Below are 15,797 nucleotides of genomic sequence, written 5' to 3' on the forward strand. Positions count from 1 at the left end.
CTTCAAAGACAAACCTCTATCACCGGAATTTTTAAATAACCTCCAAAAAGATTTTGACGCAGTAAGAAATGCCGGCTTAAAGATGATCATTCGTTTCGCTTACACAAATACGGCAAAAGATGGAACTTGCAACAGTGAATATAAAATTTGTCCGCCCTATGGCGACGCTCCCGTGCAGGTGGTGTTTCATCACATCGAACAATTAAAACCATTGATCCAAAAAAATGCTGATGTGATTGCCGTAATGCAGGAAGGGTTTATTGGCATTTGGGGCGAAAATTATTTCACGGATTATTTTGGAGATGCGTCAACCAACGGAATTGGAAAAATAACAGATAGCGGATGGAATTTGAGAAACGAATTATTAAAGAGATTGCTTGATGCTTTGCCGAAAGATAGAATGATACAAGTTCGCACGCCGCAAATAAAACAGAAATATATTTATGGCCCCTCTGCAACTGCAACCAGCGCCCCACTTCAATTACAGGAGGCATTTACCGGAGCGGACAAATCGAGAATAGGATTTCATAATGATTGTTTCCTTTCGTCACCGGATGATTATGGAACTTATATGGATTATGGCAGTTCTACTCAACCGCGAAAATCTGCTAACGATCTACTAAGAAAATATATTGAAGATGATACGAAGTTTACAGCAGTTGGAGGTGAAACATGTGACGACACTTTCAGTCCGCAAAACGATTGTGAACCTGCGGGCCATGCGGAAACCGAAATGAAAAACATGCACTATAGTTTTTTAAATGCAGCATATAACACCGATGTGGATAACGATTGGGATAGCAGTGGATGCATGAATAGCATTAAAAAAAAGCTTGGCTATTGTTTTGTGTTAAGGGAAACAAGTTTCCCGAAAAAAGTAAAAAGGGGTAAACCAATTAATATTGTTTTTGAAATTGATAATGCCGGTTATGCCTCACCGTTCAACCCAAGGCCACTGGAATTGGTGCTTCGCAACGAACAAACAAAAGAAGAAAATATCATTAAATTGAAAGCGGATGTAAGATTTCTATTCTCCGGGCGTCATGAAGTAAAAGAAGAAATACAAATAAGTAAAAACTTACCTATCGGCAGATACCGCTTGTTTTTATTTTTACCTGATGCAAATGTTGGACTAAGTAAAAGACCCGAATATTCTATACGTTTCGCGAACCTTGACACATGGGATAGTCACACCGGTTTTAATGATTTGCATCAGACCATCAGCGTTAATTGAGAATATATTTGAACAGTTTTCCCTTCCAATTCATTTTACCGGATGACGATGCACTTCCCAAAGAAAATAACCGAAATACACAACAGGCGAGTATTAATGATAGAGCCGCATGAAGCAGTTTCGAACCGGAACATTTTACAGATATTTATTCAATAGGTTGCCCGCAAACTTTACAGCAAAACCTTTTATTTTTCTCAACTTATAAGAAATAAGCCCCGACACTATTTTGGACCTGGCAGGTTAGTTCTTGAGTTGAGTTTCGCGTCTTATATGTTGCCTATAATATCTGCATTATCAATATTAACGGCTCTGGCCGCGGGGTTTGTTGAATTGAAAGATTCATGAAAATCGCGTACCAGAATGTTTTACCTCGTGCACTTAACTAATCATAATCCACAGAAAAAGGTTTTATTAAAATAGCGCAAACGTTTGCATGCAGCGTGCAAACGTTTGCTCATCTCTAATAATAAAACAATAAAAATTCTGTGACTTTTTTTTCAAAGAAAAAAATCATATTTGTGAGGATTATACTAATTTTTTGTTATTGTTTCTTTCCACTCAATTTAAAAACTACTGCGTATGAACAGATTGAAATTTTTACTGACCATCATGATGGCATTCTTTATCACTTCAGCATTCTCCCAGCAAAGAACTATTACCGGGCAGATTGTGTTTGAAGGCACCCAAGCTCCTGTTACCGGAGCCACCATAACCATAAAGGGCTCACGAAAAGCTACTACAAGTACAAATGATGGAAAATTTTCAATCGCTGCGCCCGCGGGAGATGTAACCCTGGTTGTTTCCTATGTTGGGTACGAAAACAAAGATGTTTTGGTAAATGCTTCTTCCGACAATGTAAGTATCACTTTAAACGCTTCTTCTCAACGATTAAATGAAGTTGTAGTAACAGCTTTAGGAATCAGTCGGCAAAGTAAAACATTGACTTATGCTACCCAAAGTGTAAAACCTGCTGAACTGACCGGCGTGAGGGATCCTAATAATATGTTGAACTCATTGACGGGAAAGGTTGCGAACGCAGTAATTACGCAAGGTTCTGGCGGACCGGGTAGCGGGGCGAGGATTGTTCTTAGGGGAAACCGTTCCATACAGGGATCTAACAATGCATTGATTGTGGTAGACGGTGTTCCAATTGATAACAGCACCTACAGCGCTGCTGGTAGCGATTTTGGTTCTGTTCAAGGTTCCGATGGAGCATCTAACATAAACCCAGACGATATTGCATCAGTTACCATTTTACGGGGCGCATCTGCAGCTGCGCTGTACGGAAGCCAGGCGGGTAATGGTGTAATTGTTATTACTACTAAAAAAGGGAGTAAAGATAAGATGACTGTTAGTGTCAACTCCGGGGCTGTTTTTGAATCACCATTTGCATTGCCAAAGGTTCAAAATGCTTATGGCCAGGGCAGTAATGGCAAAATTGATTCCGCAGCGGGGGCAAGTTGGGGACCTAAAATGACTGGCCAGAACTTCGTAAATTTTCTTGGCAATTCAGCGTCTTATTCGGCACAACCCGACAATATCAAGGATTTTTTCAATACCGGCCTTAGCCTAAATAATTCTATAAGCGTTTCCGGGGGATCCGAAAAAGCTCAGACTTATTTATCATACACTAACAAAGACGTTCAAGGTATTATTCCTCGAAACACCCTGTTGAGCCATAACATTGACCTTCGGATTTCTAACCAGATAAGTAAAAAGTTCTCTACTGACGCGAAGGTTACTTACATAAACGAGCAGATTAAGAACAAACCGCGAACCGGTGAAGAAAACGCACCTGTAATAGATATTTTCAGCATACCGAGGAATATGCCTCTCTCAGATGCTAAACAATACCAGTTTATTAATAATGTAGGCGTTCCAAGTCCCTATGCTAATTATCCTTCAACCAATACTGGTATTTACCAGGACCCTTATTGGATGATCTATAATTCTTCACTAAATCAAACCAGGAATAGGGTTATGGGATTTTTATCTGCTAAGTATATGATAACAAATTGGCTAAGTTTTACCGGAAGGGTCAATATCGATAAAACGTTTGATAATCTTAGCTCCCAATATTTTCAGGGTACAACACTATGGGCACATACAGGTGGATATTACCAACAGCAAAATATTGTAACAACCCAAAAATGGTTGGATGGAATTTTTGAGGGAAATAATACTATCACTGACAATTTGAAAATAAATTATCACGCAGGTGTTATTTACCAGGATTCCAAATCAGATCAATTAACCAATACGGCCGATGGATTAAATGTAACCAATAAGTTTAGTTTAAACTATGCATCAAACCCTTCCATATTTTCGTATGGAGATGAGGTTCAGACTCAAGCCGTTTTTGGCCAGGCAAATATTGCTTATAAAGATGCCATATTCTTAGATGCAAGTTTGCGTAACGATTGGGATTCCCGTCTTGCCTCGCCTTATTCTTACCAATATTATTCAGTAGGAGGATCAGCGGTATTATCAGACTTGATAACCTTACCTACCAGTATTTCATTTCTAAAAGCTAGTTTAAGTTACGCAGAAGTAGGAAACGGTGGTCAGTTTGGTTTACTTAACAGTAGCTATGGATATGGACAAGGGGCTGGTAACGGGTTCTTAAGTCGCAGTACTACGCTTCCTTTTCCCGGTTTAAAACCTGAAATTGTAAAAAACCTTGAGGCAGGAGTAGAAGCAAGGTTTATAGACGACCGTCTTGGTTTTACGATAACTTATTATAAGAGTAACTCTTTTAACCAGTTATTGCGAATACCATTACCTACGGCTACGGGGTATAACAATAAATATATAAATGCCGGAAACATACAGAACCAGGGGGTAGAGTTAGTACTAAATGCTACACCTGTAAAATCGAAAGATTTTAGTTGGGATATGGCTTTAAATTTTGCCCTCAATCGCAATAAAGTAATTTCATTAAGTCCCGACGCTAAGGTTGTCTATTTAAGTGGCGGTTTCGGTCGGTCTGCTACCCCGCAAGTTGCAGAGGGCGGAAGTTTTGGCGACATGGTTGGATTTCAGTGGGTAAAAAATACAAAGGGCCAACACGAGGTAGATAGCCTTGGCAGGCCAGTTACCAGCAATGGAATCGGCTCTCCCCAAGGGCTCATTGGAAACTTCAATCCAAAAGAAACCATGGGCTTTACAAATACTTTTAGATACAAAGCATTTTCTTTACGGGTGCTGATGGATGGACGCATTGGAGGTGTTATTGTTGACGGCACAGAAATGAATCTTGCCTTTAGTGGAATTCCTGACGTGACTTCCAAGTTCCGGGAAGGTGGCCTGAATCTTAATGGTGTAAATGCAAACGGAACCGTCGTGAGTACAACGATAAACGCCCAGACATTCTGGCAAACTGTTTCCAATCAACGTTATGGTACTGCTGAATTCTTCACCTATGATGCAACAAATTTCAGGGTCAGAGAACTGTCTCTTGGATATGAAATACCTTTACATTCTAAAATGATCATTAAAGAGGCCAGAATATCGGCCATCGCTAGAAATGTATTGTGGCTATATCGCGGCGAATCTATTTTAAGCATACCAGGGATCGGAAAACGTAAGATGACATTTGATCCGGATATGAGCTTGGGCAATGGCAATTTCCAGGGTATTTCTTATGGTACATTACCGGCTACACGCAGCTACGGACTTAATCTGCAACTTACTTTCTAATCTTTAATAATTAAAATATATGAAAAATATTAAAAAGTTTTCACTGAAGAATTTGTTGAATGCGATGCTGCTGATTGCTAGCATTATATTGGCGGGGTCCTGTACGAAAAAATATGACAGCATTAATATTGATAAAAACAGTATTGCTACTTTAGGGGCTGCAGATCTTCCATTCCTGTTTTCACAGGCAGAGTCTACGGCACCAGGCTCCTATTGGAATTACCAGATTGCGGAGAACCTTTTTTCCGATCAATATTGTCAGTATTTTGGTTGCGAAGCTACCTATTTCCCTTCTGACAGGTTGGTAATAAGGCAAGATTGGGTTGGGGCTGCTTTTAACCCAATGTATACTTCGGTTGCTCCGCAGCTGCAATCTATTTTCGCAGCAACAGATTCTGCAACATCTGCAGAAAATGCGATGGCCCAGGTATGGTGGGTTTATACTTTTCAAAGGGTAACAGATTATTGGGGACCTATACCCTATTTTTCTGTCGGTACGGCTGGAAATTCGGTTCCTTACGATGCTCAAAAGGACATTTATGCTGATTTCATTAACCGGCTTGCGGGTGCAGTGGCGGTATTGCATAAACATGAAGGAGAAAATCACTATGGAAGTTATGACCTTGTTTACGGCGGCGATGTAAACCGTTGGATAAAATTTGCCAATTCACTTCGCCTTCGAATAGCCATAAGGATATCCAAAGTAGATCCTGCAACTGCAAAATCAGTTGGTGAAGCTGCCGTGGCTGATGGGGGTGGTAAATGGATTATGACAACCAGCGCTGCTATAACGGATCCAACAGCGCAAACATCCGGCGACGATGCATTCGTGCAAAGAAGTGCCAAAGGTGGCCCGGATGGTAATGGACTTCAATCGATGTCTGACTGGAATGAATTCCGGATGAGTGCGTCCATGGCTTCCGTTCTTAAAGGATACCAGGATCCCAGGTTGCCCCAATATTTTTTGCCTGCATTAAATACGGGCCTGTATTCAGGTATACGTAATGGTCTTTCTGTCGCACAATTGGGTGATGCTCCAAACCAGGCGGCAAACAACTCTCATGTAGGTAAGCGTTGGTCTTCTACTAACATTGTTGATAAAAATGGCAATGTTTTAGGTGATCCAAATTCCATAGCTACAGCTCAAAATGTAATGGTTACCGCAGAGTCTTATTTCAACCGTGCCGAGGGCGCTCTTCTTGGCTGGAATATGGGAGGTACGGCTAAAGATTTATATAACCAGGGTATAATCAACTCCCTTATCCAGTGGAACGTTACAGACGCGTCAGTGCAGAATGCTTACGTGAATAGCACCAAAACACCCGTTGCACCGGGTGATGGACTGAATTCACCTGCAATGACAAATATCCCGGTACTTTTTAATACTTCCAACAACTCCATTGCATTGGAACAAATTGCTACTCAAAAATGGCTGGCCCTTTATCCTGATGGTATGGAGGCATGGGCAGATTTCAGGAGAAGTCATGTATTGAAATTGTATCCTGTTGTAAATTCAGACAACCCGGATATTACGAATACATCAACTCAGTGGATAAGGAGGATACCGTTCCTTCTTTCAGAACAGCAAACAAACGCTGCTGCAGTAACTGCTGCCGGATCATTGCTTGGGGGACCTGATAAAGTAACTACACCATTATGGTGGGATAAAAATTAATGTTTATAAAATGCATACCTTAAAGATTCCATTTTGTAAAAGTGGAATCTTTTTGTTTTTTTAAGCCTGAGGCGATCTTTTAAATCTTTCGGATGTTGCGAATCAGTAAACTTTTATCATTCCTGCTAATCATCATTTTATTCTTTGGATGTAAAAATGATACTACTAAACTATTTACTAAACTTAGTGAAGGCCAAACCGGGATACACTTCAGAAATCAGCTCTTTGAAAACGATGCGTTTAACGTACTTAACTATATTTATTTTTATAATGGTGGCGGGGTGGCCATCGGCGATATTAATAATGATGGGTTACCGGATATTTTGTTTACCGGCAACATGGTAAAAAACCGCCTATTCCTGAACAAGGGGAATTTCAAATTTGAAGATATTACGGATAAAAGCGGCATTGCCGACAAGCAGGGATGGTGCACGGGGGCCACTATGGTAGATATTAACGGTGATGGCAAACTTGACATTTACATTTGCCGTTCCGCGGATGGAAAAGCAGGAATGCGGAAAAACCTTTTATTTATAAACAATGGAGATCTCACCTTTTCAGAAAAGGCAGCAGAATATGGGCTGGCAGATGCAGGCTACAGCACGCAGGCTGTTTTTTTTGATTACGATAAAGATGGCGATCTTGATATGTTTCTTATCAATCATTCCCTGCACCAATACACTACAGGAGCTATTCAGAACCCCTCCTGGCGCCAGGAAAAAAACAGTGATTTTTCGTGTAAGCTATACCGTAATGATTGGAGCGACAGCCTTCATCATCCTGTGTTCACTGATGTATCAACCCAAGCAGGCATCACCTCTAACGTACTCACTTTTGGTTTAGGCGTAGTTGTTTCAGATGTTAATAACGACGGATGGCCGGATATCTATGCGTCCAACGATTTTAATGAACCCGACTATTTATTTATCAATAACAGAAATGGAACCTTTACGGAAAAGACAAGTTCCTGTATGGATGAAGTATCCCTGTACTCTATGGGCTGCGATGCCGCCGATTTTAATAATGACGGATTAATTGATTTGCTGACGTTGGATATGTTGCCGGAAAGTAACAAAGCCCAAAAAATGCATACCGGCTCAGAAAATTTTGACAAATTCCAAATGCTTTTTAATAAAGGATTCTTTTATCAATACAGCAGGAACATGCTTCAAAAAAATAATGGAGATGGAACTTTCAGCGAAATCGGTCAACTGGCCGGTGTTTCAAACACAGACTGGAGTTGGTCTGCTCTTTTCTCCGACTTCGATAACGATGGCAACAAAGATATTTTTATATCTAACGGTTATGTAAAAGATTACACTGACATGGATTTTATTAAATATACCATGGATAAATCCATCCACGTTCAGACGGGTGGTCAAAATAATGCCGTTGAAGATTACATTAAAAAAATGCCGGACAATATTTTGCCGAGCTATCTCTTTCGAAACAATGGCAATCTCACTTTTGCAAATGAAACGAAAGATTGGGGGTTGGAGCAAAAATCAGTCTCTGCAGGGGCCGCCTATGCAGACCTGGACAATGACGGGGCAATGGACCTTGTGGTGAATAATACCAATGACCTGGCTGGGATTTATAAAAATAACAGTGAGGTTTTAAATAAAAGCAATTACCTGAGGGTGGCTTTGCATGGTGACGCAAAAAATAGTACCGGCATTGGTTCAAAGGTGAAAGTATTTTGCAAAGGACATGAGTATTACCTGGAGCAATTCCCCGTAAGAGGTTTTCAATCATCAGTGGACCAGGTGCTTCATTTTGGTCTCGGTAATAATACTGTAATTGACTCCATGATAGTAATATGGCCGGGCGACCAAATGCAAAAATTGCTGAACGTAAAAGTGAATCAAACGCTGGATATTAAACTGGCGGACGCAACCGGAAAATGGGTATATGATACTACCGGTCATCGTACGCCGACTTATCTCGATCCGGTTGCTCCACCTGCGGGTATGCAACACCGTGAGAATAACTTTAATGATTTTAATCTTCAGCCTTTACTCACCAACTTTCTATCAAAAACAGGGCCTTGCATGGCCGTAGCCGACGTAAATAAGGACGGCCTGGAGGATGTCTTTTTTGGCGGAGGCCGCAACCAGCCTGCACAATTGTTTATCCAAACCCGTGATGGAAAATTTGTTGCATCCAAACAGACGGCTTTTGCCAGGGATTCAATGTATGCGGGAAGTTCAGCAGATTTTTTTGACGCGGATAATGATGGCGATCCCGATCTGTATATTACCAGTAGCGGTTACGAATTGGAATCAAATAGTCCGGAGCTGGAAGACAGGTTATATCTGAATGATGGCAAAGGCCACTTTACAAGAAGCACGTTAGCGTTGCCGTCGATGGCTTTTAGCAAAAGTTGTGTAAAAGCGGCCGATGTTAACGGTGATGGCTACATGGATTTATTTATCGGAGGCAGAGTGATCCCCGGGAAATATCCGCTATCACCCGGTAGCAAAATTTTATTGAATGATGGCAAAGGAAAATTTACTGACGCAACTGCTTCTATCGCTCCCGAATTTCAAAACATGGGTATGGTTACTGATGCCGTTTGGATTGACATTAACGGTGACAAAAAACCTGACCTTGTAGTTGTAGGGGAATTTATGCCCATTAAAGTATTTATTAATAAAGATGGAAAATTACTTGATGAATCGGATAAGTACATACACTTTCCAAGCAGTGGCTGGTGGAATACAATTTATGCTGCAGATATGGATGGAGATGGAGACACAGATTTGGTAATCGGTAACATTGGATTGAATACACAATTCCGTGCCAGCGAAAAAGAACCCGTGAGTCTTTATTACAAGGATTTTGATGATAATGGTTCCATTGACCCCATATTTTGTTATTACATCGATGGCAAGTCCTACCCTGCCCTCTCAAGGGACGATCTCACGGAGCAGTTGCCTTCATTAAAAAAGAAGTTTCTTGCTTATAAAGACTATAGCGACGCAACCATTCATGATCTTTTTAGTGCTGATCAACTCCAGGATGCGGGTGTTTTGAAAGCTGAAGAAATGCGCACGGTTTATCTTGAGAATGATGGCACGAAGGGATTTGTAATGCGCCCGCTACCAGAAGAGGCGCAATTTTCTCCCGTATATGCCATTACGTCAACAGATGTTAATAACGATGGAAAAAAAGATTTGATATTGGCTGGTAATAATGCGTGGACAAGAATCCGCTACGGAAGATATGAGGCCAATCATGGATTGTTATTACAGGGCGATGGAAAAGGCGGATTTAAAAGTGTACCTCAATCCAAAAGCGGATTAAATATAAGGGGCGATGTGAGAAGCGTGGTAAATCTGAACAAAGAATTGATATTTGGTATCGACGGACAAAGTGCAAAAGCATATTCGGTGAATGCCCGGTAAAATAAATCATAGGTTTATTTTTTTATTTCACTATACGATTGCGTTTTATAAATCGGCGTTCTAGTTGAATATTTAACTTGAAAAATTTGATAAATGCTTAGCCAATTTGAGGGGAAAGTTGCGATAGTGACCGGGGCTGCTTCCGGAATAGGATTGGCTATTGCAAAAAAATTGTCTTCCTATGATGTAAGGCTCGCTTTATTCGATAATAATGAAGATCTGCTTTTAAAACAACAGGAAGCATTTCCAGGCGAAACCAGGTTGTGCGTAGTCAATATAACGAATGAGGAAGAAGTCAAAAAAGCGATCGCAGAAACAGCAGCACATTTTGGATCAATCGATATACTGGTAAATAGCGCGGGTATAACGGGCAAAACAAACATAAAATCACATGATGTAGATTATGACAATCTTAGACAAGTCTTCGATGTAAATTTTTTCGGTAGCTTCTACACGTCCAAATACGTTCTTCCGTGGATGATCAAAAATAATCACGGCCGCATTTTGCATATCGCTTCCATAGCAGGAAAAGAAGGCAATGCTGGCATGCTGGCCTATTCAGCATCAAAAGCCGCCGTGATAGCAATGACCAAAGTACAGGGTAAGGAATATGCCGAGACAAATATTACCATTAATGCATTGGCGCCGGCTGTAATAGAGACTGCGCTTGTGAAAGCGATGCCTCAGGAGCAGGTGACTTACATGACTGACAAGATCCCAATGAAACGGTGTGGCACACTCGAAGAAGTTGCAAATATGGCTGCTTTTATTGTATCAAATGAAAACAGTTTCAGCACAGGATTTACTTTCGACCTTTCGGGAGGAAGAGCTACTTATTAATTAAGATAAAATAAAATTTCCCTGTTATCAAAATGAAAAAATTATATGAATGAAAGAAAATGTTTCAAATAATGCTGATATAATAATAGGGGTTGTGGGTCTTGGATTGATGGGGTGCAGCATATGCACCTGTCTTCTCATTGCCGGGCATAAAGTTATTGCTGTTGCACCAATACCAGGTGATCTTAATCACGCCGAAAAAAGAATCAGGAAGCATCTTGATAAATCTCATGAAGAAGGAATGGCAGTATTGGAACTGCAGCTATATTTTAAAAATTTAGTAATTACAGAAGACTATGGCGAATTAGCAAACTGTGCTCTCGTAATTGAATGCACACTCGAAAGTATTGACATCAAAAAAAGCGTCTATACCAAAATTGAATCCGTTATCTCGCCTAATGCTTTGCTCGCTAGTAATACATCAGCCATCCCCATCAGCATACTACAAAAAGAGACACTTCATCCTGAAAGATTTTTTGGACTGCATTGGGCAGAACCTTCACACACAACCCGTTTCCTGGAAATTATTTGCGGTGAACTAAGTAATATAGAACTTGGTGAAAAGCTTTATGACTTGTCGCACCGATGGGGAAAAGAGCCAACGCTTGTAAGAAAAGACATCAGGGGATTTATTACTAACAGGCTTATGTATGCGCTATATCGTGAAGCATGTTATTTGGTTGAGAACGGGTATGCCACTGTTGAAGATGTTGATAGAGCTTGCCGCAACAATGCCGGTTATTGGATGACTCTTGTTGGTGCATTTCGCTGGATGGATTTAACAGGTGTGCCTGCCTATCACACGGTAATGAAAGATCTTCTTCCTACACTCAGCAATGCCACTGAAATCCCTAAACTCATTGATGATATCGTGAAAGCTGGCGGCAAAGGAGTTGCCAATGGAAAAGGCTTTTATAATTATACTGAAGAAGAAGCAAAATTGTGGGAAGAAACTTTTAATGACTTTAGTTATGAAATAAGGAAGCTAGCGTTAAAATATCCCGCGGATGTTGTAAAAAGAAAACTTGGCAAAATCCATTAAGCAAAAAACCCTGAGCAGTAATACAGCCAGGGTTTATGAATATAGTGACCGCGTTAGGATTCAAACCTAAAACCTTCTGATCCGTAGTCAGATGCTCTATTCAATTGAGCTACGCAGCCAATGGGCGGCAAAAATAATAAATAATTTGTTCAGGCAAATAATTTAGCATCTTGCAAACAAATAAAATTATGAAAATTTATTTTTGGTCTGTCGGCAAAGCCCATGAATCTTATGTAAAAGAAGGAGTCGAAATTTTTACTAAAAGAATTTCACACTATTACCCGGTAGACTGGAAAATCTTTGCCTCTTCAAAAAAGACGTCTAATGACGAGGCTAAAAAATATGAGGCAACCCAATTGCTTAACGCGATTAACGAAGACGATGTCGTTGTGGCCCTGGATGAGAAAGGAAAGCAATGGACTTCAGAAGAACTCGCAGCATTTATTCAACAAAGAGCAAATAGCAGTGTAAAAAACTTAATCTTCATTATTGGTGGCGCTTATGGGCTACATGAGCTTATCTTAAAAAGATGTAATTACAAATGGAGTCTGTCAAAATTAGTTTTCCCACATCAGCTTGCCCGGCTCATACTCTCAGAACAGGTTTATCGTGCCTGCTCAATTATCCGTAATGAAAAATACCATCATTCTTAGTTTATATGTATGTTTGATGTTTTTTAAAAAGAAACCGCAACGATGACAATTACTGTTATAATAATAATAATTACCGCCATTATTTCAATAGCTGCGTTTCGCAGTCCAAAAATTATGGATGACCTGATTTTTTATCCACCTGCGATTACAAATAACAAACAATATTACCGGTTCATAACCTGCGGTTTTATCCATGCCGATCCCGGTCATCTCTTTTTCAATATGTACGCCTTCTATTTATTTGGAAATATTACAGAAGAAATATTTGATGCCATATTCGGCAATTACGGAAAACTTTTTTACATCGCCATGTATCTCTTTGCGCTGATTGTTTGCTTAATACCCAGCTATTTGAAGAATAAAACAAATTCCAATTATAGAAGCCTGGGAGCTTCCGGCGCTGTATCCGCTGTGGTGTTTGCCTATATTTTATTTAATCCTTTACAGGGAATAGGATTAATATTTATTCCTATCTATATGATGGGTTTTCTTTTTGGTATCATATACCTGGCCGTTTCTTATTGGTTAGATCAGAAAGGAGGTGGCCGCATCAATCATTCTGCGCATATATGGGGTGCACTTTTCGGAATTGTCTTTCTTATTCTTGCCAGCAAATTATTTTCCGGCTATCCAGTGTTGGACCATTTTATTGATGCAGTAAAGAACATGGACCCAAGGAAAATTATTACTGTTCGGTAAAAACAATTTTGAGAATTTTTTTTGTCGCAGAAACAATTTTAAAACGATCATCAATACGCCTGCCCACAATCCAGGCAATTTTCTTATTACTTTCAACTATCCAAATTTTTTCTTTATCAGTCATAGACAATTTCTGATCAATAAGAAAACGACTAATCTTCTTTTTCTTCTGCATGCCTAATGGATAAAAATAATCGCCTTGTTTCCATTTTCGTAATAACAAGGGATAAGTAATATCTCTTGCATCCAGCATTGCTATTGAATTTTCTGTTGAAAGTGAGGACTCACCTTTTTCAATTTTTTTTATTTCCAATTGGCCATTTTCAAAAACAATCTTTCTGTCATTTTCATAAATTAAAATGTTAGTTGCTTCCCTCGTATTATGCGGGGATATTATAATCCATTTGCGATCTTTAATAATTTTATGAGTAGCTGATGAAATATATTTTCCGCTTTCACTTTTTAATAAATGAAGTACTTCGTCTGTTTGATGAGCGGTGAAACCGTATTCCTTAATAATTTCGTAAACAATAGTTTTTAACGGCTGAACTTTGAGCAGTTTTAAAACAGGAATGTGTATTTCGTTGCGCTTAAATTCCAACAACTTTTTTTTATGAAGATCAATTGCCTGTTGATATAACATTTCGCAGTCTTTGAATCTTTCAATGTTATTAAGCAAATTTTCCTCAACCGCAGGAAAAACTTTTTGAATGGATGGGATCAACCGGCTACGAAAATAATTTCGTGTATACTTGTCAGATAGGTTGGAAGAATCTTCCACAAACAATAAATTATTTTCTGTTGCGAATGACACGATCTCTTGTCTTTTGGCAAATAATAATGGCCGGATAATTTTTCCCTGTTTTGGCAGAATACCCTGCAATCCTTTGATACCTGTCCCTTTAAAAAAATTCATCAGGAGTGTTTCAATATTATCATTGGCGTGATGAGCCGTAAGGAGAAACAGTCCCCTGGCCACCGAATCGGGAACAGGAACCTGCTCCCTGTTCAACAATTCTTCAAACCATTCATATCGCAATTCTCTTGCTGCAACCTGTATTGAAACTTTTTTCGCGTCAGCGTATTTTTGAGTATTAAATTTCTTAACAAAAACTCTTGTGGAATATGAGTCTCCAAGCGATTGCACAAAGGTTTCATCACGCTCACTCTCCTCTCCTCTCAATTGAAAATTACAATGAGCTATTTCAAAATAGAAACCAGCTTTTCTGCACAATTCGCATAATACAACCGAATCAATACCCCCGCTAACAGCCAATAACAAATGATCTTTCTTTTGAAAGAGATTTTCATTTTTACAGTACGCAACGAATCTTTGAAGGAGGGACATTTGCTGTATCATTAAACGGTTTCAATATCTTCAAGATCTTCATAAGCCGCCCTTAATTCCGTATATGAGTGATGATCATTTGCTGCTTCGGCCACTTCCATTCCTCTTTGGTAAACACGCAATGCTTTCGTGTTGTCTCCCAGTTTTTCGAGTACTTTACCCAGGTGATAATAAGATCCAACGTACGTGGGTTCTCTTTTTAGGATTTCATTAAATAGTTGTCTCGCCTCTTCATTATTGCCAATTTTAATATACTCTAATGCCAATGCATGTTGCAGGAAACTATCTTTTCCTGCTGTTTTCATATATTCTTTCAGTTTCTCAATTCTGTCCATCAAATAATTTTTTACGTTTTTTTTCCTTAGTATCTTCGCAACTCAAAAAAAAGAGGTACATGAAGATTCTTGTTTGCATCAGCAAAACCCCCGACACCACAGCAAAAATAGCCTTCACTGATAACAATACGAAATTTGCCGAGGCAGGCGTTCAATTCATTTTAAATCCTTACGATGAATGGTATGCATTGGTTAGAGCTATTGAATTAAAAGAGGCAGACCCAACCACCGTTCTTCATTTGATAAATGTGGGAGGTGCGGATGCTGATCCTATAATACGCAAGGCACTCGCACTCGGCGGTGATGAAGCATATCGTGTAAACAGCACTAGCAGTGATAGTTTTTATATAGCCTCTCAAATTGCAGCAATTGCAAAACAAAATAATTACGATCTTATTTTCACCGGAAAAGAAACCATAGATTATAATGGCTCATCCATCGGAGGCATGGTGGCCGAGTTGCTCGCCTTACCCTACATTTCTTTAGCTACCAAATTTACACTTAGCGGAACTTCGGCTACAGTTATCCGTGAGATTGAAGGAGGTGAGGAAACAGACGAAGTTTCCCTTCCGGCTGTAATAAGTTGCCAGAAAGGTGTTGCTGAACAACGCATTCCCAACATGAGGGGAATTATGGGCGCAAGAACAAAACCGCTAAAAGTAGTTGAACCAGTTAACGCGGACACTTTAACGTCAATAGATTCTTTTGAATTGCCACCACCCAAAGCTGGTGTAAAATTAGTTCTGCCGGATAATCCGGCAGAACTTGTACGATTGCTGCATGAGGAAGCCAAAGTCTTTTAGTCCCTAATTCCAAAGGGGATAGAAAAGTTTATAAAAGAATTTAGAGAGATAATTTTCAATTC

The 15,797-nt window shown here is 39.7% G+C and carries 11 protein-coding genes and 1 tRNA gene; 9 read left to right on the forward strand and 3 right to left on the reverse strand.

Annotation, left to right across the window (positions count from 1 at the left end):
• From ACO1O5_RS01155 to ACO1O5_RS01180, 6 genes are all read left to right on the forward strand, one after another.
• A partial coding sequence (locus tag ACO1O5_RS01155) for a DUF4832 domain-containing protein (protein ID WP_486267645.1) occupies nucleotides 1-1,234 on the forward strand: 1,234 nt, incomplete at its 5' end.
• 579 nt (nucleotides 1,235-1,813) lie between these two features.
• Nucleotides 1,814-4,933, forward strand: coding sequence for a SusC/RagA family TonB-linked outer membrane protein (locus tag ACO1O5_RS01160; protein ID WP_486267647.1), 3,120 nt, complete (start codon nucleotides 1,814-1,816; stop codon nucleotides 4,931-4,933).
• 19 nt (nucleotides 4,934-4,952) lie between these two features.
• Nucleotides 4,953-6,608: a SusD/RagB family nutrient-binding outer membrane lipoprotein gene (locus ACO1O5_RS01165; RefSeq protein WP_486267648.1), complete on the forward strand. Its 1,656-nt coding sequence runs from the start codon at nucleotides 4,953-4,955 to the stop codon at nucleotides 6,606-6,608.
• Between the two features lie 92 nt (nucleotides 6,609-6,700).
• Entirely contained in the window at nucleotides 6,701-10,015 is a 3,315-nt protein-coding gene (locus ACO1O5_RS01170) for a VCBS repeat-containing protein (protein ID WP_486267650.1), read from the forward strand.
• A gap of 93 nt (nucleotides 10,016-10,108) precedes the next feature.
• The gene (locus ACO1O5_RS01175) at nucleotides 10,109-10,855 is read left to right on the forward strand and encodes an SDR family NAD(P)-dependent oxidoreductase (protein ID WP_486267652.1); all 747 of its coding nucleotides are present in this window, start codon (nucleotides 10,109-10,111) and stop codon (nucleotides 10,853-10,855) included.
• A gap of 49 nt (nucleotides 10,856-10,904) precedes the next feature.
• The gene (locus ACO1O5_RS01180) at nucleotides 10,905-11,897 is read left to right on the forward strand and encodes a 3-hydroxyacyl-CoA dehydrogenase family protein (protein WP_486267655.1); all 993 of its coding nucleotides are present in this window, start codon (nucleotides 10,905-10,907) and stop codon (nucleotides 11,895-11,897) included.
• Nucleotides 11,898-11,942: 45 nt separating this feature from the next.
• On the opposite strand, the gene ACO1O5_RS01185 is transcribed toward ACO1O5_RS01180, so the two are convergent.
• Nucleotides 11,943-12,016, reverse strand: a tRNA-Arg gene (locus ACO1O5_RS01185).
• Between the two features lie 69 nt (nucleotides 12,017-12,085).
• On the opposite strand from ACO1O5_RS01185, the gene ACO1O5_RS01190 reads away from it, so the two are divergent.
• Nucleotides 12,086-12,550, forward strand: coding sequence for a 23S rRNA (pseudouridine(1915)-N(3))-methyltransferase RlmH (locus ACO1O5_RS01190; RefSeq protein WP_486267657.1), 465 nt, complete (start codon nucleotides 12,086-12,088; stop codon nucleotides 12,548-12,550).
• A gap of 42 nt (nucleotides 12,551-12,592) precedes the next feature.
• The gene (locus tag ACO1O5_RS01195; RefSeq protein WP_486267659.1) at nucleotides 12,593-13,249 is read left to right on the forward strand and encodes a rhomboid family intramembrane serine protease; all 657 of its coding nucleotides are present in this window, start codon (nucleotides 12,593-12,595) and stop codon (nucleotides 13,247-13,249) included.
• Here ACO1O5_RS01195 and tilS read toward each other — a convergent pair.
• Together tilS and ACO1O5_RS01205 are read right to left on the reverse strand one after the other, a co-directional pair.
• Nucleotides 13,236-14,609 carry a tRNA lysidine(34) synthetase TilS gene (gene tilS / locus ACO1O5_RS01200; RefSeq protein ID WP_486267661.1) on the reverse strand — a complete coding sequence of 458 codons (1,374 nt, stop codon included), beginning with the start codon at nucleotides 14,607-14,609 and terminating at the stop codon, nucleotides 13,236-13,238. The two genes, ACO1O5_RS01195 and tilS, sit on opposite strands and share 14 nt — an antisense overlap.
• Entirely contained in the window at nucleotides 14,609-14,932 is a 324-nt protein-coding gene (locus tag ACO1O5_RS01205) for a tetratricopeptide repeat protein (RefSeq protein WP_486267663.1), read from the reverse strand. The genes tilS and ACO1O5_RS01205 overlap by 1 nt, the downstream gene beginning before the upstream one ends.
• 59 nt (nucleotides 14,933-14,991) lie before the next feature.
• Here ACO1O5_RS01205 and ACO1O5_RS01210 point away from each other — a divergent pair, with 59 nt between their 5' ends.
• Nucleotides 14,992-15,735: an electron transfer flavoprotein subunit beta/FixA family protein gene (locus ACO1O5_RS01210; RefSeq protein WP_486267665.1), complete on the forward strand. Its 744-nt coding sequence runs from the start codon at nucleotides 14,992-14,994 to the stop codon at nucleotides 15,733-15,735.
• Nucleotides 15,736-15,797: the final 62 nt, after the last annotated feature.

The sequence above is a fragment of the Ginsengibacter sp. genome, from assembly GCF_057362405.1.